18 protein-coding genes are annotated in these 25,517 nt (G+C 63.1%); 17 read left to right on the forward strand and 1 reads right to left on the reverse strand.

Features of this window, described 5'->3' with window-relative positions; genetic code table 11:
• The first annotated feature begins 35 nt into the window (after positions 1–35).
• From H582_RS26090 to H582_RS0105220, 6 genes are all read left to right on the forward strand, one after another.
• Positions 36–1,502, forward strand: a complete 1,467-nt coding sequence (locus tag H582_RS26090) for a glycoside hydrolase family 43 protein (RefSeq protein ID WP_052332985.1) — start codon at positions 36–38, stop codon at positions 1,500–1,502.
• Between the two features lie 187 nt (positions 1,503–1,689).
• On the forward strand, positions 1,690–2,418 hold the full coding sequence (locus H582_RS0105200) for an ABC transporter ATP-binding protein (protein ID WP_373864107.1): 729 nt from the start codon (positions 1,690–1,692) through the stop codon (positions 2,416–2,418).
• Positions 2,381–3,436: an efflux RND transporter periplasmic adaptor subunit gene (locus tag H582_RS0105205; protein WP_240478941.1), complete on the forward strand. Its 1,056-nt coding sequence runs from the start codon at positions 2,381–2,383 to the stop codon at positions 3,434–3,436. Before H582_RS0105200 ends, H582_RS0105205 begins: the two co-directional genes overlap by 38 nt.
• Before the next feature lie 58 nt (positions 3,437–3,494).
• Positions 3,495–6,350 (forward strand): ABC transporter permease, encoded by a 2,856-nt coding sequence (locus tag H582_RS0105210; RefSeq protein ID WP_028597681.1) that lies wholly within the window; start codon positions 3,495–3,497, stop codon positions 6,348–6,350.
• A gap of 3 nt (positions 6,351–6,353) precedes the next feature.
• Positions 6,354–7,235, forward strand: coding sequence for an ABC transporter ATP-binding protein (locus H582_RS0105215; protein WP_028597682.1), 882 nt, complete (start codon positions 6,354–6,356; stop codon positions 7,233–7,235).
• A gap of 52 nt (positions 7,236–7,287) precedes the next feature.
• Entirely contained in the window at positions 7,288–8,307 is a 1,020-nt protein-coding gene (locus H582_RS0105220; RefSeq protein WP_028597683.1) for an endo-1,4-beta-xylanase, read from the forward strand.
• 126 nt (positions 8,308–8,433) lie between these two features.
• Here H582_RS0105220 and H582_RS0105225 read toward each other — a convergent pair whose 3' ends face one another.
• Positions 8,434–9,189 (reverse strand): helix-turn-helix domain-containing protein, encoded by a 756-nt coding sequence (locus H582_RS0105225; protein WP_028597684.1) that lies wholly within the window; start codon positions 9,187–9,189, stop codon positions 8,434–8,436.
• A gap of 266 nt (positions 9,190–9,455) precedes the next feature.
• On the opposite strand from H582_RS0105225, the gene H582_RS0105230 reads away from it, so the two are divergent.
• The 11 genes from H582_RS0105230 to H582_RS0105280 all read left to right on the forward strand — a co-directional run bounded on the left by H582_RS0105230 (position 9,456) and on the right by H582_RS0105280 (position 25,517).
• The gene (locus H582_RS0105230) at positions 9,456–10,844 is read left to right on the forward strand and encodes an ABC transporter substrate-binding protein (protein ID WP_028597685.1); all 1,389 of its coding nucleotides are present in this window, start codon (positions 9,456–9,458) and stop codon (positions 10,842–10,844) included.
• Between the two features lie 86 nt (positions 10,845–10,930).
• Positions 10,931–13,828, forward strand: coding sequence for an extracellular solute-binding protein (locus tag H582_RS0105235; RefSeq protein WP_028597686.1), 2,898 nt, complete (start codon positions 10,931–10,933; stop codon positions 13,826–13,828).
• A 17-nt stretch (positions 13,829–13,845) separates the two neighbouring features.
• A complete protein-coding gene (locus H582_RS0105240) occupies positions 13,846–14,808 on the forward strand; it encodes a carbohydrate ABC transporter permease (protein ID WP_028597687.1) in 963 nt (320 codons plus the stop codon).
• A gap of 1 nt (position 14,809) precedes the next feature.
• Positions 14,810–15,685, forward strand: a complete 876-nt coding sequence (locus H582_RS0105245; RefSeq protein ID WP_028597688.1) for a carbohydrate ABC transporter permease — start codon at positions 14,810–14,812, stop codon at positions 15,683–15,685.
• Positions 15,686–15,702: 17 nt separating this feature from the next.
• Complete coding sequence (locus tag H582_RS0105250) at positions 15,703–17,166, forward strand: NHL repeat-containing protein (RefSeq protein ID WP_028597689.1); 1,464 nt, start codon at positions 15,703–15,705, stop codon at positions 17,164–17,166.
• Positions 17,147–17,782, forward strand: a complete 636-nt coding sequence (locus tag H582_RS0105255; RefSeq protein WP_028597690.1) for a Yip1 family protein — start codon at positions 17,147–17,149, stop codon at positions 17,780–17,782. The genes H582_RS0105250 and H582_RS0105255 overlap by 20 nt, the downstream gene beginning before the upstream one ends.
• Before the next feature lie 18 nt (positions 17,783–17,800).
• A complete protein-coding gene (locus tag H582_RS0105260) occupies positions 17,801–20,350 on the forward strand; it encodes a DUF5696 domain-containing protein (RefSeq protein ID WP_028597691.1) in 2,550 nt (849 codons plus the stop codon).
• Positions 20,347–21,249, forward strand: coding sequence for a carbohydrate ABC transporter permease (locus H582_RS0105265; protein WP_028597692.1), 903 nt, complete (start codon positions 20,347–20,349; stop codon positions 21,247–21,249). The genes H582_RS0105260 and H582_RS0105265 overlap by 4 nt, the downstream gene beginning before the upstream one ends.
• Before the next feature lie 15 nt (positions 21,250–21,264).
• Positions 21,265–22,212, forward strand: coding sequence for a carbohydrate ABC transporter permease (locus tag H582_RS0105270; RefSeq protein ID WP_028597693.1), 948 nt, complete (start codon positions 21,265–21,267; stop codon positions 22,210–22,212).
• A 49-nt stretch (positions 22,213–22,261) separates the two neighbouring features.
• Positions 22,262–23,791 carry a glycoside hydrolase family 43 protein gene (locus H582_RS0105275; protein ID WP_028597694.1) on the forward strand — a complete coding sequence of 510 codons (1,530 nt, stop codon included), beginning with the start codon at positions 22,262–22,264 and terminating at the stop codon, positions 23,789–23,791.
• Positions 23,792–24,128: 337 nt separating this feature from the next.
• Entirely contained in the window at positions 24,129–25,517 is a 1,389-nt protein-coding gene (locus H582_RS0105280) for an ABC transporter substrate-binding protein (protein ID WP_028597695.1), read from the forward strand.

Raw genomic sequence — 25,517 nt, forward strand, 5'->3', positions numbered from 1 at the left:
AGCAGCAGCAGGTCCACATTCAAAGGAGGTCCAGCATGAGTCAATCGGAAACGAAACGAGCGGAGCGATCCGCTCGGAGGCCGCTTGCGCAGGCGGTCGGCAAGACGCCGCCGAACGGCAATCCGCTCGTCGCCCATCGCTTCGGAGCGGATCCGTATGCGCTTGTCCATGGCGGACGGGTCTATTTGTACATGACCAACGATGTCCTGGAACGCGACGAGCAGGGAAACGCGAAGGACAATACGTATGGACGGATCGACCGGATCGGCATCCTTTCCTCCGACGATCTGGTCAACTGGACCGATCATGGGGAGGTCCACGTCGCCGGCAAGGACGGAGCCGCCGTCTGGGCCACCCAGTCGTGGGCGCCGGCCGCAGCGTGCAAGATGATCGGCGGCAAGGAACGCTTCTTCCTTTATTTTGCGAACAATGCGAGCGGCATCGGCGTGCTGGAGGGCGATTCGCCGACCGGCCCGTGGACCGATCCGCTCGGCGAGGCGCTGATCGCCCGCTCGACGCCAGGCGTGGAGGACGTGACCTGGCTGTTCGATCCGGCCGTACTGGTGGAGGAGGATGGAAGCGCCTATATCTATTTTGGCGGAGGCATCCCCGAAGGGCGGGCACAGTGGCCCGATACGGCGCGGGTCATGAAGCTCGGCGACGACATGACGAGCGTCGTCGGCACGGCGCAGCCGATCCGGGCGCCGTATCTGTTCGAGGATGCGGGCATCAACAAGCGCGGCGGCGTCTATTATTTCTCCTACTGCTCGAACTTCCATCCGGGAGAGCGCGAGGAGGGCAGCCCTCCTGCCGGAGAGATCGCCTACATGACGAGCGGCAGCCCGACCGGTCCTTGGACGTACGAGCGCTCGATCCTCCGAAACCCGTCGGCGTTTTTCGGCGTCGGCGGCAACAACCATCACGCGATGTTCGAGTTCGCAGGCAGCTGGTATATGGCCTACCATGCGCAGACGCTGTCCAAGGCGATGGGCGTGCCGCTGGGCTATCGCTCGACGCATTTGAATCGGGTGGAGTTCGACGAGAATGGAGCCATCCGCGAGATTCAGGCCGATCTTGCCGGCGTGCCGGCAGTCAAGGCGCTGAATCCGTATGTCCGCACGAGCGGAGTCACGTCAGCCTGGACGGCAGGCGTCTCGATCGGACCCGCTCCTCGCCTCGCCGGAGCGAGAGCGGCCGCCGCCAGCGAGGATGGCGGCTGGATCGGGCTTGCCGGCGCCGACTTCGGCGCAGGGGCGTCCGCCTTCGCCGCGACCGTACGCAGCGATGGCGCGGCCGGAACGATCGAGCTGCGGCTGGATCAGCCGGACGGCGCGCTGATCGGCCGGCTGGAAGTGCCGGCAGAGGAAGAGGAAGAGGGGGAGTGGAGCGTGCGGTCGACGGCCGTTGCGGGAGCGGACGGCGTGCATGATTTGTATCTCGTATTCCGCGGCGAACCGGATGCGCCGCTGCTGCAGCTGCTGGATTGGCAATTCAGCGAATGATTCGACCTGGACCAAGGAGGCGCGCAGCGCTTCCTTGTTTTTTTTGCGGCGTGACGCGGCCCAACTTCTATAATCCGTAAGGTCTTTCGCTGTCCATTGACCGATTGTCGGGCAGGAGGAGCCGGTCTACACTCGAAGAGGAACATCCCAGCCGATTCGGTTGAATCCAACTTGAGGGAGTATGCCGATGCAGAACGAATCGCTGCCGGCGGCAGGAGCGCCGATCCTGCGCGCGGAGGGCATCAAGCGGGTGTTCGGCAAAGGGGCTCAGGCGTTCACGGCGCTGGCGGACATCGATCTGGAGCTGCGAGAAGGATCGATGGTGGCGCTGCGGGGGCGCTCGGGCTCCGGCAAGACGACGCTGCTCAATATTTTAGGCTCGCTCGACGAGCCGACCGAGGGCAAGGTATTCCTGCGGGATCGGGAGCTGACCGGGCTCTCGGGAGCCGAGCGAAGCGCGGTCCGCCGCAAGGAGATCGGGCTCGTCTTCCAGTCGTTCGGCCTGATCCCGCTCATGTCCGCGTATGAGAACGTCGAGTTCGGACTCCGCATCGCCGGCGCGCCCAAGGCCGGGAACAAAGAGGCGGCGGAGCAGGCGCTGGAGCGGGTCGGATTGAAGGAGCGGATGAAGCATCGCCCGACCGAGCTGTCCGGCGGAGAGCAGCAGCGTGTCGCGATCGCCAGGGCGATCGCCCACAAGCCGAGCCTGCTGATCGCCGACGAGCCGACGGCGGAGCTTGACAGCGTGATGGGCCTGCAGGTGATGCAGGTTTTCCGGGATCTCGTCCGCCGCTCCGGGATGACGATCCTCATGACGACGCATGATCCCGGCATGATGGAGCTCGTCGATGATGTCATTGCATTGGAGGATGGTCGAATTGATTCGAAAACGGCCCGTCAAGCCCGCCAAGCCTGAGCGCTCGCCGCGGCAGCGGATTGCCGCGCTCGGGCTGCTGTCGGCGCTCGCCCTGTCCGGCTGCTCGCTGCTTCCGGTCGAGGAGACGACGCTTCAGCCGCCGCTCGTGCAGCCGGCCGAGGAAGCGCTCGATCTCGTCGAAGCGGCCCGCGGCAGCATCCAGACCTCGCTCAAGGGCAACGCGACGTTCGTGTCCGCGGACACGAAAGCGCTGTCGTTCAAGGACGCCGGCACGCTGAGGTCGATCGCGGTCAAGCTCGGCCAGCAGGTGAAGGCCGGCGAGCTGCTCGCCGAGCTCGAGACCGGCGACCTGGAGCTGCAGACGCGGCTGCAGCGCCTGAACGTCGAGCGGGCCGAGCTGCTCTACAGCCAGGCTCGCGCCTCGCAGGCCAGCTCGACCGACCTGCGCCTGCGCGAGATCGATCTGGAGCGCGAGCGGCTGTCGCTGGAGGCGATGGAAGAAAGGCTCGGCAAGTCGAAGCTGCTCGCGCCGATCGCCGGCACGATCATTTTCGCGGAGACGCTCCAGACCGGCGACCGGGTGAACGGCTATCAGCCGATCCTGACCGTCGCGGACCAGGCCGACATGCAGCTGACGTACTCCGCGTCCAGCAGCAAGGATGTCGCGGCCGTCGAGACCGGCATGCCGGTCTCGCTGACCTACAAGGGCAAGAGCTACACCGGCAAGGTGCTGCAGGCGCCGGGCAACGTGCCGGCCGGAACCGATCCGGCCAAGGCGGAGAAAAACGCCGTCACGCTCTACATCGGCATCGACGATCCGCCGGCGGGCATTCAGGTCGGGCACAGCGCGCAGCTCGAGATCCAGCTGCAGAAGCGCGACAACGCGATCGTGCTGCCGCGCGCGGCGCTCCGCACCTATATGAACCGCTTCTACGTGCAGGTCGCGGAAGGGGAGCGCCGCAAGGAAGTGGACGTCGAGGTGGGCCTCATGACGCCGACGGAAGTCGAGATCGTCAAAGGGCTGCAGGATGGCCAGCAGGTCATCCTGAACAATTGATGGCTCCTGCGCGGCTGGCTGCGGCTCGGCGGAGGGCTTCGAAGACGAGGTGGCGCGGATGGCACTAGGGACGATGATCCTTCGCAAGATGGCAAGCAACAAATGGCTGCAGCTGAACCTGTGGTTCGGGCTGACGCTGTGCGTCGCGCTGTTCAGCTCCATGCCGCTGTACTCGGACGCGATTCTGCAGCGGACGCTGCAGCGGGAGCTGCAGCTCGTGCAGGGCGAGAGCTCGGCGTATCCGGGCTATGTCCGCATCCGGACTACCGTCTCGTCCACGAAGATGGACGACAAGACGATCCAGGCGATCGGCCGCGCCGACCGCTTCGTGCGGACGATCCCGGAGCGGACGGGGCTGCCCGCGCAGGCGTTTTACGAGCAGCGGTTCACGCCCAAGCTGAAGGTATACGGCGCGGATGCGTCCGAGCAGGAGAAAAAGACGCAAAAGACGGCGGGGGCGTTCGCCTCGCTGTCCGGCCTGGAGCAGCGGGTGCGGATCGTCGAAGGACGCCTTCCGGCGGACCGGCAGGATGGCGCGTTCGAGGCGCTGGTGACGGAGAGGTTCCTGAACTCGGTCAAGCGGAGCCTGGGGGAGGAGCTGATCGCGGAGGCGCCGGACAAGACGCCGCTGCGGGTCGTGCCGGTCGGGCTCGTGGCGACGTCGGCCGACGCGGATCCCTATCTTCCCTACTTGACGGAACAGGCCGAGAACAGCCTGCTCCTTCCGTTCGAGACGTTCGAGCGCGAGTTCACCGCAGGCGGCAAGGTGCGGGTCGCGGAGCTGGAGTGGCGCTACGCCCTCGACTATGCGCAGCTGTCGATCGGCGGGATCGACCGCTTCCTCGAAGCGGCGACCGACATCAAGCGCTACTTCCGCGGTCGTCTCGGCGCCGAGGAGGTGAACGTGCCGGCGACCGCGACCGTCGCTTCGTATGCCGGCAAGCAGGCCCGGCTGGACGTGACGATGCTGTCGCTTTATTCGCCGGTCATGCTCATGCTCGCCTTTTACCTCTACATGGCGGCGAACCTCGTCATCGGCCGGCAGAAGACCGAGATCGCCGTCCTGCGCAGCCGCGGCGCCAGCCGCGCGCAGATCATGGCCGCCTATGCGGCGGAGAACATGCTGCTCGGCGCGGCCGCGCTGGCGGTCGGACCGTTCGTCGGCGTCGGATTCACCAAGCTGCTCGGGGCGTCGGGCGGATTCCTCGAGTTCGTGCAGCGCTCGGCGCTGGAGGTCAGCCTGACGAGCGGCAGCTACCGGATCGCGGCGCTTGCCGTCGGCGGGGCGATCCTGCTCGTGCTTTTTCCCGCCTTTCTGGCGACCCGCGTCGATATCGTGGCGCACAAGCAGCGCAGCGCCCGCCAACCGCGGATGTCGTTCTGGCACAAGACCGGCATCGATCTCGTGCTGATCGCTCTGGCGGGGTACCTGCTCTACAACTTCGGCAAGCGTCAGGAGGATCTGAAGCGGCTCGCGCTTGACCAGGACGCGCTCCAGATCGATCCGCTGCTGTTCCTGATGCCGGCGATGTTCGCGCTTGGCGGGGGGCTGCTGCTGCTGCGCGTCTATCCTTGGCTCCTCCACCTGCTCTATCGGGCCGGCCGCCGCTGGTGGCCGCCGTCGCTATACCATACGCTCGTGCAGATCAGCCGCTCCTCCGGCCAATACTTGACGATCCAGGTGTTCCTCATCATGACGGTGTCGACCGGACTGTTCAGCGCCAATGCGGCCCGTACGATCAACGACAATATGGAAAGCAAGATCCGCTATGCGGCAGGCGCCGATATCGCGCTGTCGACCCGCTGGGCAAGCGACGCCCCGCCGCCGGCGATGGCCGGAGCGGAGCCGGGACCGGAAGCGGAGGCCAGCTCCGGGACGGACCGCAGAGTCCAGTATACGGAGCCGCCGTTCGAGCCGTTCGCCGATCTGGAAGGAGCCGCATCGGCCGCCAAGGTGTTCCGGAGCGACAAGGCGCGCTTCGCCGCCGGAAAGACGAGCGGGAAAACGACGCTGATGGGCATCGAGACGAAGTCGTTCGGCGAGACGGCGTGGATGAAGGACGGATTGCTGGAGCATCCGATCAACAGCTACCTGAACCTGATCGCGCCGAATCCGAAGGCGGTGCTCATCTCCCGCTCGCTCGCCGACAAGGCGAAGGCGAAGCCGGGCGATGCGATCCGCCTCTCCTGGGACGGGCTCGACCAGGCGGCGTTCACGGTGTACGGCATCGTCGACTACTGGCCGAGCTGGAGTCCGCTTAAAAGCGGAGAGCCCGGCAAGGAGGAGCTTCCCTATCTGGTCGTGGGCCATCTGAGCGCGATCCAGAACCGGCTGGCCGTCGAGCCGTACGAGGTGTGGCTCAAGCTGGCCGACGGAGCGGCCAGCCAGGACATCTACGACGAGCTTGCCGCGCAGAAGCTGAGCATCTCCGGACTGATCGACGCGAACCGGCAGCTGGCCGTCTCGAACAACGATCCGTTCCGGCTCGCGATCAACGGCGTCATGACGCTCGGCTTCGTCATCTCGATGCTGATCTGCTTCTTCGGCTTCCTCCTGTTCTGGCTGCTCACGCTGTCGGGCCGCACGCTCCAGTACGGCGTGCTCGGGGCGATGGGCATCCCGTTCCGGCAGATCATCCTCATGCTCGTCAGCGAGCAGCTGCTCACCTCGGGGGCGGCGGCGGTGATCGGAGTGCTCATCGGAGGCTGGTCCAGCGAGCTGTTCGTCCCGATGTTCGAGATGTCGTTCGCGACGACGGCGCAGGTGCCTCCGTTCACGGTCGTCTACCGGCTCGCCGATTACTTGCAGCTGTACAGCCTCGTCGGCATCACGCTGGCCGTCGGCCTGCTCGTGCTGGGCTGGCGTCTGTCGCGGATCCGGATCGCGCAGGCGCTCAAGCTGGGAGAGGAGTAAGCGATGATCCATTGCGAAGGACTGGTCAAGATCTTCAAGACCGCCGACCTCGAGGTCGTGGCGCTGCAAGGCCTCGACCTGATCGTCGAGCAAGGGGAGCTGATGGCGATCATCGGCAACTCGGGAAGCGGCAAATCGACGCTGCTCAACATGCTGGGAGGGCTCGACAAGCCGTCCGCCGGCAAGCTGCTCGTCGCCGGCCGGCCGCTGCTGTCCTGCGGCGAGAAGGAGCTGGTGAAGTACAAGCGGGAGACGGTCGGATTCGTCTGGCAGAACAATGCCCGCAATCTCATTCCTTATTTGACGACGCTGGAAAATGTCGAGCTGCCGATCCTGCTTCGCGGCAAGCGGCGGCGCGAGCGCGCGCTCGGGCTGCTGGAGGCGGTCGGCCTCGGCCATCGGGTGAAAAACCGGCTCAGCGAGCTGTCCGGAGGAGAGCAGCAGCGCGTCGCGATCGCGATCGCGCTGGCTAACGAGCCGAAGCTGCTGCTCGCCGACGAGCCGACGGGCTCGCTCGACAGCAGGACGTCCGAGCAGGTGCTCGACTTGTTCCGCTCGCTCAACCGCTCGCTCGGCATCACGATCGTCATCGTCACCCATGACCCGGCGCTTGCCCGCAAGGTAGACCGGGTCGTGCAGATCCGGGACGGCAAGACGTCGGCGGAGATGATCCGGAAGGCATCCTATGCCGAGGAGCCGGCGCTGCTGAGCGCGGGCGGGGCGGAGGAGGACAGCCATACGGAGTATGCCGTGCTCGACAAGGCCGGCCGCCTGCAGATACCGACAGGCTTGCTGGAGGCGGACGGCTTCAAGGACTGCGGCAAGGTGCGCGTCGAGCTGGAAGAGGGACGGATCGTGCTTTACCCGCCGGATGAGGCGGAATGACGGATGGCGCCTGAAACCGGCGCGCCCAATCGAAGAAAGGTGGAATCCAGCCATGGCCGGCACGGAGAGGAACATCGCGGAGGGCTCGCTCGCCCGCGCGTTCGAAAAGGACTTTTATATCGGCGCGGCCGTCAGCTCGCGCACGATCGTCAGCCAGAAGGAGCTGCTGATCGGGCAGTACAACAGCTTGACGGCTGAAAATGAAATGAAGTTCGCAAGCGTGCACCCGCAGGAGCGGACGTACACGTTCGAGGAGGCCGACCGGATCGCGGACTTCGCCCGCGAGCATGGAATGAAGCTGCGCGGACATACGCTCGTCTGGCACAACCAGACGCCGGACTGGGTGTTCGAGGACGGGCAGGGCGGCGAGGCCGGACGGGAGCTGCTGCTGGAGCGCATGCAAGCCCATATCGAGAAGGTCGTGGGCCGCTATTCGGCAACGGTCTATGGCTGGGATGTCGTCAATGAAGCGGTGACGGACGAAGGCGAGGCGCTGCTGCGCCCGTCGCGCTGGCTGAAGGGCATCGGAGAGGACTACATCGCGCAGGCGTTCCGCTTCGCGCATGCGGCGGACCCGAACGCGCTGCTGTTCTACAACGACTACAACGAATGCAATCCGGGCAAGCGCGACAAGATCTGCCGGCTCGTCCGCAGCCTGCTGGACGAGGGGGCGCCGATCCACGGCATCGGCCTGCAGGCGCACTGGAATGTGCAGGATCCGCCGCTCGACGACATTCGGGCCGCGATCGAAGCCTATGCCGCGCTCGGCCTGCAGCTGCAGATTACGGAGATGGACGTATCGGTATTTGCGTTCCAGGACCGGCGCGCGGATCTCGCGGAGCCGACCGCGGAAATGCTGCGGCTGCAGGAGCAGCGGTACCGCCAGTTTTTCGACCTGTTCCGCGAGTACAGCGGCACGATCACCGGCGTCACGTTCTGGGGGGCGGCCGACGACTATACGTGGCTGGACGATTTTCCGGTACGGGGGCGCAAAAACTGGCCGCTGCTGTTCGACGAGCGGCAGCGGCCGAAGGCGGCGCTGCGCGCCGTGCTCGGCACGGATCGGACTTGAGGGTTCAGGAGGCGAAGGGGGCAGCGCGGCCAGGTCGATCGGACCTGGCCGCGCTGCCCCCTTGCTCGTTCTTCCGCGTTCCGGCGCTGCGCGCGGCGGCCTGCTCCGGGCGATTTCGCAGCGCTGTCAGGCCGAATCGATCAGCTGCTTGCGGTATTCGTTGGCGCTCGCGCCGGTATACGCCTTGAATTTCTTGTAGAACCAGTCGATCTCGGTGTAGCCGACCCGCTTGGCGATTTCATAGATGCGCATGTCGGTCTTCTCCAGCAGCGCCTTGGCCTTTTCCATCCGCTGCTGCAGCAGATATTCGTTGAAGGACATGTGGACATGGCATTTGAACTTCTGGCCGAGATAGGCGCAGTTGAAATGCAGCAGGGCGGAGATTTTCTTGAGGGTGATGTTGTGATGCAGCTCCTGCTCCACATACTGCTTCACCGTCTCGATGATCGGCTCTGCGGACGACACGCCATGCTCGCCGCTCGCGCCGTCAGCGGCGGCTGGGCCGGCCGTGAGGCCGAGCCGCTTTGTCAGCGCTTTCAAACTGTCGTGCAGGTCGCGGGCCTGCACGGGATGCAGGATGCAGTCGCTCACCTGCAGCGCCAGCGCGCGGCGCATGAGCGGAAAATCGCCTCTTCCGCCGAGCAGGATGATCGGGACGCGGCTGATGCGGCGGATCCGCTCGCACAGCTCCATCCCGAAATCGGGGTTGCCCATGCCGATCAGGATCAGCGAGCAGGACAGCGGATCGACGGCGTCCATCATCGCTTCGACCGTCGGCAGCTGAAGCGCTTTCAATTCAAGGCCGTACTGACTCCAGTCCAGCAGGCTGCTGCAGGCCTGGCTCGAGCGGGCATTGGAATCCAAAAGCAGTACCTGAACCACGATAAGAACCTCGCTTTCTGGCGATATTCTTCAAGCGTCCATGAAGGATGGTTCTATTATGGCCGCGATCCGCGAACGCAGACAACGTGCATTTCTTTGGACGCTCACCAATCCTTTACTTTTTTCCCGAGGCGGATTCCGAGCGGCCGCGCGGGGACGGGAAACCTATAGTTCGGCAGGTGACGGGCCTGCAGGGAGGCAGGTTGATGGCTCCAAATGTAAGCGCTACACTTTGCTGTGTAATCCTAAATCCGAGGGGGATGGACATGAAAGCAAGCAAGTGGACGCCGCTGCTTCTCAGCCTCATCATCGCAGGATCCATGACCGCCTGCAGCTCGAGCCCGAACGGAGGCGCGGCGAATTCGGCCTCCGAAAGCGCGAATGCAGGCGTCAACGAGGCCGGCGCCAACTCGCCGGCGGCAAACGAAGGCGCAGCCGAGGCGGAGGAGCTTGCGACGCCGGAGATGGACTTCGACATGGGCGGCCGCACGATCAAGATTGTCTCCTGGTGGGACATGACGATTCCGGAAGACAATCCGGACAACATCCAGAAAAAGAAAAATCTCGACGAGCTGATGAAGAAGCATAACTTCAAGGTCGAATACGTCGCGATCGACTACGGAGAGTACCAGCAGAAGGTCGTCGCCTCGCTGCTGGCCGGCGAGCCGATCGGCGATATCGTCCGGCTCGGCAAGACGTATACGATCCCGACGCTGGTCAAGCAGGATCTGCTCTGGCCGGTCGACGAGTACACGAAAAACTCCCGGGCGTTCAATCAAAAGGTGACGGACGAGTACATGCAGTACGAGGGCAGAGGGTACGGCTTCACGGACAATCAGGCGAATCTCGTGCAGGGCGTCTTTTACAACAAGACGTTGATGAACCAGCTCGGCCTGAAGCCTCTCCAGGACTATGTGAACGAGGACGCGTGGAACTGGGATGCGTTCATCCAGGTGATCAAGGACTCCAACAAGGATACGAACAACGACGGCAAGCTCGATACATGGGGGCTCGCCAACTCGAACCTGATGGACCACGCGCTGTATTCGAACGAAGCGGCGCTCACGCTGGGCGAGAAGCAGAACCTCGACGATCCGAAGACGCTGGAGTCGCTGAACTTCATCTCCCGGCTCGCCACCGAAAAGCTGGCCCGCCCGACGGAAGGCGGCGACTGGACGGAGCCGGGGCAGTTTTTCCGCCAGGGCAACACGCTGATGTACGCAGGCGCGCTCTGGGAATTCGGCGGCTTCAAGACCGACATGGCCGATTACGAGCTGGGCTACGTGCCGTTCCCGAAAGGCCCGAGCGCGACGAGCTACCACTCGGCCGAGGCGCTGTTCCAGTCGCTGACGATTCCGAAGGCGGTCGAGCATCCGGAGCAGCTGCTGTACATCTGGGAAAAGATCCACGACATCGAGTCCGTCTACGACTATCCCGACCAGGGCTCGTATGAGACGAACTTCACGACCGAGGAAGACATCGAGAACGCCAAGATGGTCGCCCCGAACATGATCGTGCTCGATCACAACACGTTCCCGAACCTCAAGTATTACGATTTCGTCGGCGAGCTGAACGCCGGCACGTCGGTCTCGACCGTCGTCGAGAAGTACAAGGCGGCTTTCCAGGCCGCGATCGACGAAGTGTACCAAAACTGATCGAGCCGCCCGATCGCGGGCCGTCTCCTTTCCAAGCGGAGGGGACGGTCCGCGCTTCGGCTGATGCCGCAACAGGAGGAGAGATCATGTCCCGGAAACGAAAGAGATACGGAATCGCCGTGCTGGCGCTGATCGTCGCGGCCGTCTCGATCGGGCTGCTCGCCCCGTCGGACCGCAGCGGCCTGGCGAGCGTGAAGGCGATGAGCGACTTCGAGGCGATCGTCGGCAAGCAGGATGAGGCGAGCTACGGCCGCTATCTGGAGCGCCACGCCTCGGACGAGAGGCCGGACGCGACGATCCGGATCGAAGGCGAGAGCTTCTCGCATGCCGCGGGCGGCAGGTTTACGGTCGAGCAAGGATATGAAGGCTTGGACGGGACGGCGGTCGTCACGCCCGAGACGGGTTCGATCAGCTGGAATGTGAACGTGAACAAAGCGGGCCTTTACCAGATTCGGATCCATTATTTCCCGGTCGAGGGCAAAAGCTCGGCGATCGAGCGGCAGCTGACGCTAGGCGGCGAGCTGCCGTTCCGCGGCGCGGAGAAGCTGTCGCTGTACCGGATCTGGGGCAATCGCGAGGAAGCGGTCCGCCGGGACGACCGGGGCAACGACCTGAGGCCGCGCCAGGTCGAGAAGGCCGCCTGGCAGCTCGAGCCGCTCCAGGACGGCGAGGGCTATGAGGATGAGCCGTACCGGTTCTATTTCAAGCAAGGAGAGCAGACGCTCACGCTGACCGCCGCGCGCGAGCCGATGGCCATCGACTATATCGAGCTCTCTCAGGAGCAGCCGCTCAAAACCTATGCGGAGCTCAAGCAGGAGTACGCCGAGAAAGGGCTGGCCGAAGCGAAGGATCGGCAGCTGAAGATCCAGGCCGAGCATGCCGTGCTCAAGTCGTCGCCGACGCTGTATCCGCTGTCCGACCGCTCGAGCCCTTCGGTCGAGCCGTACGATGTGTCCAAGATCCGCGTCAATGCGATCGGCGGCCTGAACTGGAAGCTGCCGGGACAATGGATCGAGTGGGAGGTCGACGTGCCGGCGGAAGGGTTGTACCAGATCGCCCTCAAGCGCAAGCAGGACCAGCTGCGCGGCGTCTACAGCACGCGCAGCCTGACGATCGACGGCGAGGTTCCATTCAAGGAAATGAAGGAGATCGCGTTTCCCTTCGACATGGACTGGCGCATGCAGGTGCTTGGCGCCGAGGAGCCGTACCTGTTCCATCTGACGGCAGGCAAGCACCGCATCCGCCTGACCGTATCGCTCGGACAGATGGCGCCGCTGCTCGAGACGATCGAGTCGAGCGTGCTGCAGCTGAACGAGATCTATCGCAAGATTCTCGTCATCACCTCCAATACGCCCGACCCGTACCGGGACTATCAGCTCGAGAAGCGCATTCCGGAAATGACGGAGGTGTTCCGCAAGCAGGCGGACACGATCGAGAGCGTCGCCGACTACCTCGAGGAGATGACCGGCGAGGTCAGCGACAAGGTCGCGGTGCTCCATACGATGGTGCGCCAGCTTCGCGAGATGGAGAGCGAGCCGGAGACGGTCGCGCGCAGGCTGAGCTCCTACAAGATCAATGTCGGCGGCCTCGGCACCTGGATCCTCACCGTGCGAGAGCAGCCGCTGTCGCTCGACTATCTCGTCGTCAGCTCGCCTGACCGCAAGCTGCCGGATGCGGCGGCGACCTTGCTGGACAAGGCGAGGCATGAGCTGGGCGGATTCGTCGCCTCGTACACCGAGGATTACGACAGCATCGGCAATACGGGCGACTCCGGCCGGTCGATCACGGTATGGATCACGACCGGACGCGACCAGGCGCAAGTGCTGAAAAGCCTGATCGACGACAGCTTCACGCCCGACACGGGCATCTCGGTCAAGCTGCGGCTCGTGCCGCCGAACATCCTGCTGCCGGCCACGCTGGCCGATGAAGGGCCGGATGTCGCGATGCAGATCGGAGAGGACCTGCCAGTCAACTATGCGATGCGCGCGGCAGCGGCCGATCTGACGCAGTTCGCCGACTTCGAGCAGGTCGCCTCCCGCTTTCGGGACAGTGCTCTGACCCCATATGCGTTCCAGGACGGCTTCTACGCGCTGCCGGAGCAGCAGACGTTCCCGATGCTGTTCTACCGCAAGGACATCCTCGGCAGCCTCGGGCTGGAGCCGCCCAAAACCTGGCAGGACGTGTACAACCTGATCTCGGTGCTGCAGAAGAGCAACATGGAGTTCTGGCTGCCGATCGACTCGGTGAACAACAACTCGACGCTCGTCCCGAACGCGACGTTCTCGATGATGCTGTTCCAGCATGGCGGCGAGTTTTACCGCGACGACGACAAGCGGAGCGGGCTCGACTCCGACATCTCGATGGACGCGTTCAAGACGTGGACGAAGTTTTATACGAACTACAAGTTCCCGCTGCTCGCGGACTTCCCGAACCGGTTCCGCACGGGCGAGATGCCGATCGGCATCGCCGACTACACGACCTACAACTCGCTGACGGTCATGGCGCCGGAGATCAAGGGGCTGTGGGACTTCACGATGGTGCCGGGCTCGGTGCAAGAGGACGGCAGCGTCAGCCATGAGGTCGCGAGCCATACGACCGGCGTCATGATGCTGCAGAACGCCAAGGACAAGGACGCCTCCTGGTCGTTCATGAAATGGTGGACCGGCAAGGAGACGCAGGTCGCCTACGGCCGCGAGATGGAAGGGCTGATGGGCGAGGCCGCCCGTTATCCGACCGCGAACATCGCTGCTCTCGAGGAGCTTCCGTGGCCGGTCAAGGACTACCGCAACCTGGAAAGCCAGTGGGAGTGGGTGCGCGGCATCCCGCAGGTGCCCGGCGGCTACTTCACGGGCCGCCATCTGGACAACGCCTTCCGCAAAGTCGTGAACCAGGCGGAAAACCCGCGCGAGGCGCTGTCGGACTACCTGCTCTACATCAACGATGAAATCGAGATCAAGCGGAAGGAATTCAACCTTCCGTATTAGTCAGGAGGCGACGTCCGATGCAAGCCGAGACTACACCGAGCGGGGCCGTGCCTGGCCTGGCCCGGAAGGCGGAGAAGAAGTCCAGGCTCGGCCCCGCGCTCAAGGAAATAGGCAAGCACAAGCATGCCTACATCCTCATGGGTCCGTACATGATCCTTTTTTTCCTCTTCACCGTCATTCCCGTCGTCTTCTCGCTGCTCCTCAGCTTCTTCTACTTCAACATGCTGGAGTTTCCGCGGTTCGTCGGCTGGCAGAACTACTCGCGCCTGCTGCTGAACGACGACGTCTTCATGATCGCGCTCAAGAACACCTTCCTGTTCGCCGTCATCACCGGGCCGGTCAGCTATGTCGCCTGCTTCCTGTTCGCCTGGATCATCAACGAGCTGTCGCCGAAGGTGCGGGCGGTCATGACGCTCGTCTTCTACGCGCCGTCGATCTCGGGCAACGTGTTCTTCATCTGGCTGATCGTGTTCTCGGGCGACAGCTACGGCTATCTGAACGGCTTCCTCATCAAATACGGCTTCATCCTGGAGCCGATCCAGTGGCTGACCAACGAGAACTACATCCTGCCGATCGTCATCCTCGTGCAGCTGTGGCTGAGCCTCGGCACGAGCTTCCTCGCCTTCATCGCCGGCCTGCAGACGATCGACAAGTCGCTGATCGAGGCGGGGGCGGTCGACGGCATCCGCAACCGCTGGCAGGAGCTGTGGTTCATCACGCTGCCGTCGATGCGGCCGCAGCTGCTGTTCGGGGCGGTGCTGCAGATCACGTCCTCGTTCGCGGTCGCCGACATCTCGATCGCGCTGGCCGGCTTCCCAAGCGTCAACTACGCGGCGCATACCGTCGTGACGCATCTGATGGACTACGGCACGATCCGCTTCGAGATGGGCTACGCGTCCGCGATCGCGACCGTGCTGTTCGGGATCATGATCGGCACGAACATGCTGACGCAAAAACTGCTGCGCAAGGTAGGGGAGTGAGATGAGCATGAAAATGATCCCGGCGCTGCGGGCGCCGAAAAGGCTGAACCGCTCCTTGACGGTCAGCTTCCTTCTGTTCGCGCTGCTGGCCGTGTTCGGCGCCTTCATGGCGCTGCCGCTCGTCTACGCGATCAACAACGCCTTCAAGCCGCTCGACGAGCTGTTCATCTTCCCGCCGCGTGTCCTCGTCAGCAATCCGACCTTCGACAATTTCTACGATCTGGTCGCCCTGATGGGCAGCTCGTGGGTGCCGTTGTCCCGCTATATCGGCAATACGCTGCTCATCACGCTTGTCGGCACGGCCGGACATATCCTGCTCGCGTCCGCCGCCGCCTATCCGCTCGCCAAGTACAAGATGCCCGGCGGCAAGACGCTGTTCTCCATCGTCGTCCTGTCGCTGATGTTCTCGGGCCACGTCACGGCGATTCCGAACTACATGGTCATGTCGTGGCTCGGCTGGATCAACACGCATGCGTCGATCATCGTGCCGGCGCTCGCCTTTCCGCTCGGATTGTTCCTGATGAAGCAGTTCATGGAGCAGATTCCCGACGCGCTCATCGAGGCGGCCAAGATCGACGGAGCGAACGAGTACCGGATCTACTGGACGATCGTCATGCCGAACGTCAAGCCGGCCTGGCTGACGCTCATGATCCTGCAGTTCCCGATGCTGTGGGGCACCGACGGCGGCAGCTTCATTTACAGCGAAAACTTGAAGACGCTTCACTACGCGCTCGGCCAAATCACGCAGGGCGGGATCGCGCGGGCGGGCGTCGGAGCGGCGGTCGCCTTGATCCTCATGATCGTGCCGATCACGCTGTTCATCCTCTCCCAGAGCAGCGTCATCCAGACGATGGCGACCTCCGGGATGAAAGAATAGAAAGGAGCCGTTGCGCGATGCTGGCATTGCTACGAAGGACCAAGAGCCATCTTCTGATCGCCGCGGCCTGCCTGCTGGGGACCAGCCTCGGCGGCGGGATCGCAGGAGCGGAAGATACGGCGGGCTCCTACAATTATTCCTTCTGGGGAGACACGGTGTCGGCGCCGGCCGCCTATCAGGCGACGGAGCTGCTCGGCGGAGACGATCTCGGCGCCGGTGCTCTGAAGGAGCCGAGCGATTTGCATGTGACCGATGACGGAGAGATCTACCTGCTGGACTCCGGCAACAACCGGGTGCTCGTGCTCGGTCCCGGCTTCAAGCTCGACCGGGTGATCGACTCGTTCGAGCGGGACGGTAAGCGCGAGACGTTCTCGAATCCGCAGGGGCTGTTCGTCACGGACGACAAGGAGCTTGTCGTCGCCGATACGGGCCACAAGCGGGTCGTTCGGCTCGACCGCGAGGGCGGGCTGCGGCAGGTCGTCGAAAATCCGACCTCCGAGTTTCTCGCCGAAGGGTTCTCCTTCTCCCCGGTGCGTGTCGTCGTCGACAAGGCGCAGCGGATGTACGTGATGGCGGCCGGCGTGTTCGACGGCTTCATGGAATTCAGCTCGAGCGGAGACTTCACGTCGTTCATCGGCGCCAACCGCGTTTATTTCAACCCGATGGACCATCTCTGGAAAATGCTGTCCACCAAGGCGCAGCGCAGCCAGATGGTCATGTTCACGCCGACCGAATATACGAACCTCGACATCGACGAGGAAGGCTTCCTGTACGCGACGAACGGCCAGGTGACCGACAGCGTGCGCAAGCTGAACGCGCAAGGGACGGACATCCTGCGCCGGGAGGGCTACTTCGCCCCGGAGGGCGACATCTACTACACGATCGAGGACGGGCCGGCCCGTCTCGTCGACATCGACGTCGGCGACAGCGAGATGTACTCCATCCTCGATGCGAGCCGCGGACGGATCTTCACCTACAACGGCGACGGCCATTTCATGTATGTGTTCGGCGGGATCGGCAACCAGCTCGGGGAGTTCAAAAACCCGACCGCCGTCGATCGGCTCGGCGAGGACTTTCTCGTACTCGACAAAGCGCTCGGCGAGCTGACCGTATTCCGCACGACGGAATACGGGCGCACGCTGAACGAGGCGGTGCGCAGCTATTATCGCGGCGACGAGGAGCAGGCGTACGAGAAGTACCGCCAGACGATCCAGATGAACGCCAATCTCGAGTTCGCCTACTCCGGCATCGGCAAGGCGCTGCTGCGGCAAGGGGATTACCGGGAGTCGATGGCCTACTTCAAGCAGAGCATGGACCAGGAGGGCTACTCCAAAAGCTTCCTGCTGTACCGCAAGCAGGTGCTGCGCAGCCACTTCGCGACGATCATGAGCGTCGTGCTCGCGCTGGCGGCCGGGTATGCCATATTCCGCAAATACCGCAAGGCGAAAGGAGGGGGAAAGGTTGCGGCAATGGAATCGTGAAGCGCTGCGCTATCCGTTTTATGTCATCCTGCATCCGTTCAACGGCTACTGGGACCTCAAGTACGAGCGAAGCCGGAGGCTGAACCTGATCCTGTCGCTCGCCATCCTGTGCCTGCTGGCGCTCACGAACATCCTGCAGACGCAGTACAGCGGCTTTGTCGTGAACCTCGTCTATCCGGACAGCATCAACAGCCTGATGGAGATCGTCTACGTCTTTGTCCCCGTGCTGTTCTGGTGCGTCGCCAACTGGTCGCTGACGACCCTCATGGACGGCGAAGGAAAATTCCGCGACATCTTCGCCTCGACCTGCTTCGCGCTGGCGCCGCTCGTCGTCATTCATTTCCCGTGGATCTGGCTGAGCAACGTCATCTCCTTGCAGGAGGTCCCGTTCTATCGGTTCTCCACGAGCGTGGCGCTGCTCTGGTCGGCGTTCCTGCTGTTCGTCGGAAATATGACCGTGCATCAATATTCGCCGATGAAAACGATCGGCATGATCATCCTGACGCTCGTCGCGATGGGCTTCATGGCGTTCCTCTGTCTGCTGTTCTTCAGCCTGATCCAGCAGATCGTGTCGTTCGTCAGCATCATCTATCAAGAGATCGCGCTTCGCGGCTGAGAGAGAGGAGGGGTGGACATGAGCAAGATCCAAAAAGCGCTGCTTGCCGGCGCGATCGCGGCCGCCCTGCTGGCGGCAGGCTGCTCCGGCGAAGGCGCGGATGCCGGAGCGGGGCAGGAAGCGCCGGCTGTGGAGGCGTTCGCGAAGGGCAAGCCGCTGCAGGCGTCCTTCGCCGACAGCCGGCTGAGCGGGATGAAGGGCGTCGCCGAGAACGGCAGGCTGCGCCTGCTGGCGAACGACGAGACGGGCGAGATCGCCGTCCTCGATCAGGCGTCGGGAGAGATCTGGCGCAGCAATCCGGCCGAGGCGGACGCCGATCCGCTCGCCTCCGGCATCAACAAGGAGCTGCTGTCTTCGCAGCTGCAGCTTGATTTCTACAACAGCTTCGGCCAGATCAGCTCGATCAACTCGTTCACGGACAGCGTCAAGCACAAGCAGCTCCGGATGGAGAAGATCGACGGCGGCGTCAGCGTCACCTACCAGTTCGGCACCGCTCAGAAAACAGCGGAGGACGTGCCGCTGCGGCTGAGCGCCAAGCGGATGGAGGAGCTGAGCGCCAAGCTGGACAATACCGGCAAGCGCGCCCTGAAGATCGCCTATACGGAAAACAAGGAGACGGCGGTGTTCGAACGGAACGACGACGCCTTGAACGGCCTGCAGCTCACGCGCGCGCTGCAGGCGCTGGAGACGGCCGGCTATACGCCGGAGCTGCTCGAGCAGGACATGGCCGAGCTGGGCTTCACGCAGGAGAAGGCCGCGCCGCGCGTCTTCCAGGCGACGGTGAACTATACGCTGGAGGAGGGCTCGCTGCTCGTGCATGTGCCGGTCGGCGAGATCCAGTTTCCGGCGGCCTATCCGGTGAATACGATTTCCGTGCTGAGCTTTTTCGGAGCGGGGAGCGCCCGGGAGCAGGGCTCGATCTTCGTGCCGGACGGCTCCGGCTCGCTGATCCATTTCAACAACGGAAAGGCCAAATACCCGGCATACCAGCAGATGGTGTACGGCTCGGATCAGACGATGGACCGGATCGAGGACGACGCCCGCGAGCAGCCGGTCCGCCTGCCGGTATTCGGCCTGATCAAGGAGAAAGGGGCGTTCCTCGGCATCATCGAGGAAGGCGCTGCGGCCGCGGCCGTCAAGGCGGACGTAAGCGGACGGCTGAACAGCTACAACAACGTCTATCCGAGCTTCTATGTGATCAACAAGGGAGAAGTGACGCTCGACGCGAACGGACAGCAGCGCTCGCTGCCGAAATTCCAGGAAGCGCCGATGAAAAGCGACTTCAAGGTGCGGTACGTCTTTTTGAGCGGCGAGGACGCCTCCTATGAAGGCATGGCGCGGTATTACCGCAGCTATCTGCTGGACGGCGGCGCGCTGGCGAAGCCGGCCGAAGCGAAGGCCGAGGACATGCCGTTCTACCTGCAGCTGGTCGGCAGCATCTCCAAGAAGAAGCATCTCCTCGGCATTCCTTATGAGGCGCAGGTGCCGCTGACGACGTTCAAGCAGGCGGAGGACATCGTGGAGCGGCTGCAGGAGCGCCGCATCAGCTCGATCAGGCTGAAGTACGACGGCTGGTTCAACGGCGGTCTCGACCATAAGGTGCCGTCGAGCGTTTCGGTCGACCGGGCCGTCGGCGGAGCCAAGGGACTGGAGAGCTTCGCGGCCTTCGCCAAGGCCAAGGGGATCGAGCTGTATCCGGCCGCCGCGCTGCTTGTCGCCCGCACGACCAAAGGCTTCGACGAGTCGGATGACGCCGCCCGGACGCTGCGCGCGGTGCCGGCCCGCGTCTATCCGCTCGACCTCGCGCTGAATCGGCGCGACCGCACTCAGGAGCCGTCCTACGTCGTCTCGCCTCGGTTCGCGCCGAGCTATGCGGGCACGCTTGCCGACAGCCTGAAGGACAGCGGAGCCGGAGGCGTCGCGCTGACCGATCTGGCCAGCCAGCTGAACAGCGATTACCGCAAGCGGGATCAGATCGACCGCACCGAGTCGGAGCACTATTCGCTGGATGCGCTGCAGCAATTCCGGGAGCGCGGACTGAGCATGATGGGCGAGGGAGGCAACGTTTACGCGCTGCCGTATTTGACCGACGTGACGCATGCGCCGATGGGCAACAGCAGCTTCAAGCTGGAGGACGAGGAGATTCCGTTCTACCAGATGGTCGTGCGCGGCTCGGTCCGCTACGCCGGCCGGCCGTTCAACCTGTCCTCGTACACGGATGACCGCCTGTATGTGCTGCGCTGCATCGAGTACGGCGCGGGCGTATCGTTCGAGTGGATCTATGCGCCGAACAGCAGCGTCAAGGACAGTGACTATCACCGGCTGTACGCGGTCAACTACGGCATGTGGCTCGACAAGGCCGCCGCGATGTACAAGGAAGTGAACGAGGCGCTCGGGCCGGCCGGCCAAAGCCCGATCGTCGGCCATGAAAAGCTGGCGGACGGCGTATATCGGACGGAGTACGGCAGCGGCCTGGCCGTCATCGTGAACTACAACGCGCATCCGGTGCAGGCCGAAGGCAGGACGATCGAGGCGCGAAGCTATGCGACAGGGGGCGGACAGGCATGAGGATCGGATGGAGGACGCGTTCCTATGCGCAGCAAAAGGCGATGTGGGGGTTTCTGTTCGTGCTTCCCTGGCTGCTCGGATTCATCTTTTTCTTCCTGCTGCCGTTCCTGACGTCGTTCCGCTACAGCCTCAGCACGATCGAGGCCAACTCCAAGGGCATCATCGTCACCTATGCCGGCTTCGCCAACTATGTCAACGCGCTGACCGTCCATACGAGCTTCAACCGCATCCTGACGGAGTCGATCGTGAACATGGTCGTCAACGTGCCGCTCATCATCATCTTCAGCCTGTTCCTGGCCGTCCTGCTGAACCAGAAGTTCCTCGGCCGGTCGATCGCGCGCTCGATCTTCTTCCTGCCGGTCATCCTGTCGTCCGGCGTCATCATGACGCTGGAGTCGAGCAGCCTCGTGCAGGCGGTCAACGATCAGGCGGCCGGGTCCGGAGGACTGATGAACTCGTTCGGAGCCTACGAGCTCGCGCGGCTGATGATGCGCTCGGGCGTCAACGAGACGATCGTCCTTTATTTGACGGAAGCGGTCGGGCGCATCTATGAGATCGTCAGCCAGTCGGGCGTGCAGATCCTGATCTTTCTCGCCGGCATCCAGTCGATCTCGCCGCAGCTGTACGAGGCGTCCAAGATGGAGGGCGCGACGGGCTACGAAGCGTTCTGGAAGATTACGTTTCCGATGGTCAGCCCGCTCATCCTGGTGAACCTGGTCTATACGATCATCGACTCCTTCGCCAGGAACAATATGACCGACCTGATCCGCGAGACCGGCTTCACGACCTTCAACTTCGGCCTGAGCTCGGCGATGGCATGGATCTACTTCGCCTCGATCCTGCTCATTCTGCTGCTCAGCGTCTACATCGTCTCCAAGCGGGTCTTCTATCAAGAGTAGGGGAGTGAGAGCCAAGTGACAACCGCCCGCTTGTTTTCGCTGGAAAGCTGGAAGCGCTGGTCATGGTCCATCGTCCGGCTGACGCTCATCGTCGGCCTGTCGTTCGTCATCCTGTATCCGATCCTTCAAAAGATCTCGACCGCGATCAAGGACAAAAAAGACTTGTATTCGCCGATCGTCGTGTGGATACCCGAAACCTATTCCTGGAACAACTTCAAGCAGGCCATCTCGATCATGGATTACTGGCATACGCTGCTCAACACCTTCTCGCTGTCGCTGCTGACGACGGTGCTGACCGCAGCCTCGTGCGCGCTGGCCGGCTACGGCTTCGCCCGGCTCAAGTTCAAGGGCAGCGGCCTGCTGTTCGCCGGCGTCATCCTGACGATCATGGTGCCGCCAACGACGATCCTGATTCCGATCTACCTCAATCTGAAGGACTTCACGCTGATGGGCATCATCCCGCTGCTGACCGGGAAGTCGGTCAATCTGCTCAACACGTATTGGCCGTTCATCCTGACGAGCATCACGGCGAATTCGTTGAAGGCCGGCCTGTACATCTTCATTTTCCGGCAATTTTTCCGAGGCGTGCCCAAGGAGGTCGAGGAAGCGGCCTACATCGACGGCGCGGGCGTCGTGCAGACGTTCCTGCGCATCATGCTGCCGAACGCCGTCCCGTCCATCGTCACCGTCACGCTGTTCTCGTTCGTCTGGCAGTGGAACGACAGCTTCTTCACGACGACCTACCTGACCTCGAGCAAGGTCTTGTCGACGCAGCTCTCGTCGCTGCCCTACAACCTGGCCATCTTCCTGCAGGACGGGGATGCTTCGCAGGCGGATCCGTTCTATCTGAGCATGGTCCAGGATACGGGCATCCTGCTGGCGATCCTGCCGCTCATCGTCCTTTATCTGTTCGTGCAGCGCTACTTCGTCGAGAGCATCGAGCGGACCGGCATCGTCGGCTAGCGCGGCGCATCGACGGCTTGTTGAATTCGATTTTCGTGGAGGCATCCTTATGAGCGCAGTCATCTCGAATCCGATTGTGTGGGCCGATGTGCCGGATCCGTGCGTCATCCGCGTCGGCTCCGCCTTTTACATGGTCAGCACGAGCATGCACTCGATGCCCGGCTGTCCGATCCTGAAGTCCGTCAACCTGCGGGACTGGGAGCTGATCGGCTACGTCTACGATACGCTTGAGGACAACGAGGCCCATCGCCTGCAGGACGGCCGGGGCATCTACGGAAAAGGCTCCTGGGCGGCTTGCCTCAGGCAGCATGGCGGCTGGTTCCATGTCTGCTTTTCCAGCAACGACATGGACCGCTTCTACATGTACCGGACGCGCGACATCGAGCGCGGTCCGTGGGAGCGCCATGTCATGCCCGGCCTGCTGCATGATCCGAGCCTGCTGTTCGACGACGGGCGCGTCTATGTCATCCACGGCAACGGCGACATCCGCATCACGGAGCTGACGGCCGATGCGACGGCGCGGCTGCCGGGAGGCGTCGACCGGCTGCTGCTCGCGACGGAGACCGAGGGCATCGGGCTGTGCTGCGAGGGCTGCCATGCTTTCCAGAGGAACGGCTTCTATTACCTGTTCTTCATCGAATGGCCGCGCACGGGAAATCGCCGGCGCCGCCAGCTCGTCTACCGCTCGCAGCGGCTGCTCGGACCGTACGAGCGGCGCGAGCTGCTGGACGACGATCTCGGCTATCGCAACAACGGCGTCGCCCAAGGCGGCATCGTGGACGACGGCCTTGGCGGCTGGCATGCCGTGCTGTTCCAGGATCATGGCGCGGTCGGCCGCGTTCCGTGCGTCGTGCCGGTGACCTGGGAGGACGACTGGCCGGTCTTCGGCGTCGATGCCAAGGCGCCGCTGTCCTATGCGACGGGGCTGCCCGCATCGGCGCCGCAGCCGCTTGCCGCAAGCGACGAGTTCGACTACGGCTCGGACCGGCTCGGACTTTTCTGGCAATGGAACCATAATCCCGATCCGCGGCTCTGGTCGGTGACCGAGCGGCCGGGCTATTTGCGGCTGCGGACCGGCATGCTCGCCAGCAGCGTCGAATACGCCCGCAATACGCTGACGCAGCGGACCGAAGGACCGGCCTGCAGCGCGAGCGTGCTGCTCGACGCCGCCGGCCTGCTGCCCGGCGATCGGGCGGGACTGGCCGCACTGTCGTCGCAGTTCGGCCTGATCGGCCTGCGGGCGGAGGCGGACGGGAAACGAAGCGTCGTCATGGCAGTGAAGGGCGAGGACGGAGGGGAGCTTGTGCGGGAGAGCCGTCCTTACGCCAAGGACTGCATCTTCCTGCGGCTTGACTGCCGCTTCGAGGAGGGAGAGGATATCGCGGAATTTTTCTATTCGGAGGATGGAGCGGCATGGGAGCGGCTTGGCCCGCCGCTGGAGATGGCGTATACGCTCCATCATTTCATGGGCTACCGCTTCGGGCTGTTCTGCTATGCGACCGAGCATGCGGGAGGCTTCGCCGACCTGGATTATTTCCGCTATCGCAAGGTCAGCGGGCGGACGGCGGCTGATGGCTGATGCCGGCGCCAGGCCGTTCCTGGTTGAAGTCGCGGACGTAGCCGAGAATTTCCGGCGTGACGGCATTGCGGGTCACCGGCTTGAAGGGGAGGTGAATGGCATGATGCGGCGCGGCCCAAAAAAGTGTAACGGATAGGCATGCATCGGCGTTACCTTGAACGTGCAGGCTTCCCGGACGCTGCCTTCCGGAACATAGACGGCGCCCCAAGGCTTGAATAGGCTGGAAGCCAACCTAAAAGAATGAAATCTGACCCGAAAAATGAAGAAAAGCTGTCTTCGCAAGGGGTATTGAAAGCGCTGCATCGGAGATGCAGCCGATTCAAAAGGGGGATTGTTCATGGTCAACAATTACAATCGCAAGATGATGCTGTCTGCGAGCTGCCTGCTGCTCGCGCTCATGTCCGCCTGCAGCAGCGGCTCGGGCAATGGAAACGGCGGCCAGGCAGGCGGAGCCACGAATGCGCCGGCTGCGAGTCCGGCGCCAAGCGGGCCGGCGGAAAATGCCGCGGCCGAGGAGCCGTCCGGCACGGCCGAGATGGACTTCGACATGGGCGGCCGCACGATCAAGTGGGCGTCGTGGTACGACGAGTCGATCAAGGAAGACAATCCGGACAATATCGAGCGCAAGAAGAAGCTCGACGAGCTGATGGCCAAGCACAATTTCAAGATCGAATATGTGACGGTCGATTACGGCGAATATTCGAATAAAGTGACGGCGTCGCTGCTCGCCGGCGAGCCGATCGGCGACATCGTCCGCGTGGCCAGGCCATGGATGATTCCGACGCTGGTGCAGCAGGAGCTGTTCACGCCGGTCGACGAGTACACGAAAAATGAAAGCGTGTTCCTCCCGCAATACACGAATGTGTATTCGAGCTTCGAGGGCAGAGGCTACGGCTTCCGGGCGGGAGGCGCGGGCGCCGCCGGAGGCATTTTCTACAACCGCACGCTCATGAACAAGCTCGGCCTCAAGCCGCTGCAAGAATACGTTGACGAGGACAACTGGAACTGGGACACGTTCATCGACGTCGCCAAGCAAGGCAACAAGGACACGAACAATGACGGAAAGCTGGATACATGGGGGCTGGCCAGCGCCTCGATGGTCATTCAGGCGCTGGCGGCGAACGAGGCGAACCTGGTCATCGACGACAAGCAGAACCTCGAGGATCCGAAATCGAAGGAAACCTTCGACTTCATCTCGAAGCTTGTGACGGAGAAGGTCCCGCGTCCGACCGAGGGCGGGGACTGGACCGAGCCGGGTCAGTTTTTCCGCCAGGGCAATACGCTGATGGTCGCCGGCGCCGACTATGAGATGGACGGCTTCAAGAAGGACATGACGGACGACATCGGCTTCCTGCCGTTCCCGAAAGGGCCGAGCGCGACCGCGTACCATTCGCATCTGACGATTCCGAACTACTTGACGATCCCGAGCGGAGTCGAGCATCCCGAGCAGCTGGTCTACCTCTATGAAAAGATGAACGACATCGACTCCGTCTACGACTATCCGAAGCAATCCTCGCTCGAAACCTGGTTCAGCAGCGAGGACGACATCAACAACGCGAAGATCGCCGGCGAAAGCATCAATGTCGTCGACGGCAAGGACGGTTATCCGAGCATGCCGTACTATGAGTTCGTCGACGAGCTGATGCAGGGCGTATCCGTATCGACGGCGATCGAGAAGTACAAGGAGCCGTTCCAGGCCGCCATCAACGAGGTTTGGAAAAAGTAG

The sequence above is a fragment of the Paenibacillus pasadenensis DSM 19293 genome (genome assembly GCF_000422485.1).
Lineage (GTDB): Bacteria > Bacillota > Bacilli > Paenibacillales > Paenibacillaceae > Paenibacillus_O > Paenibacillus_O pasadenensis.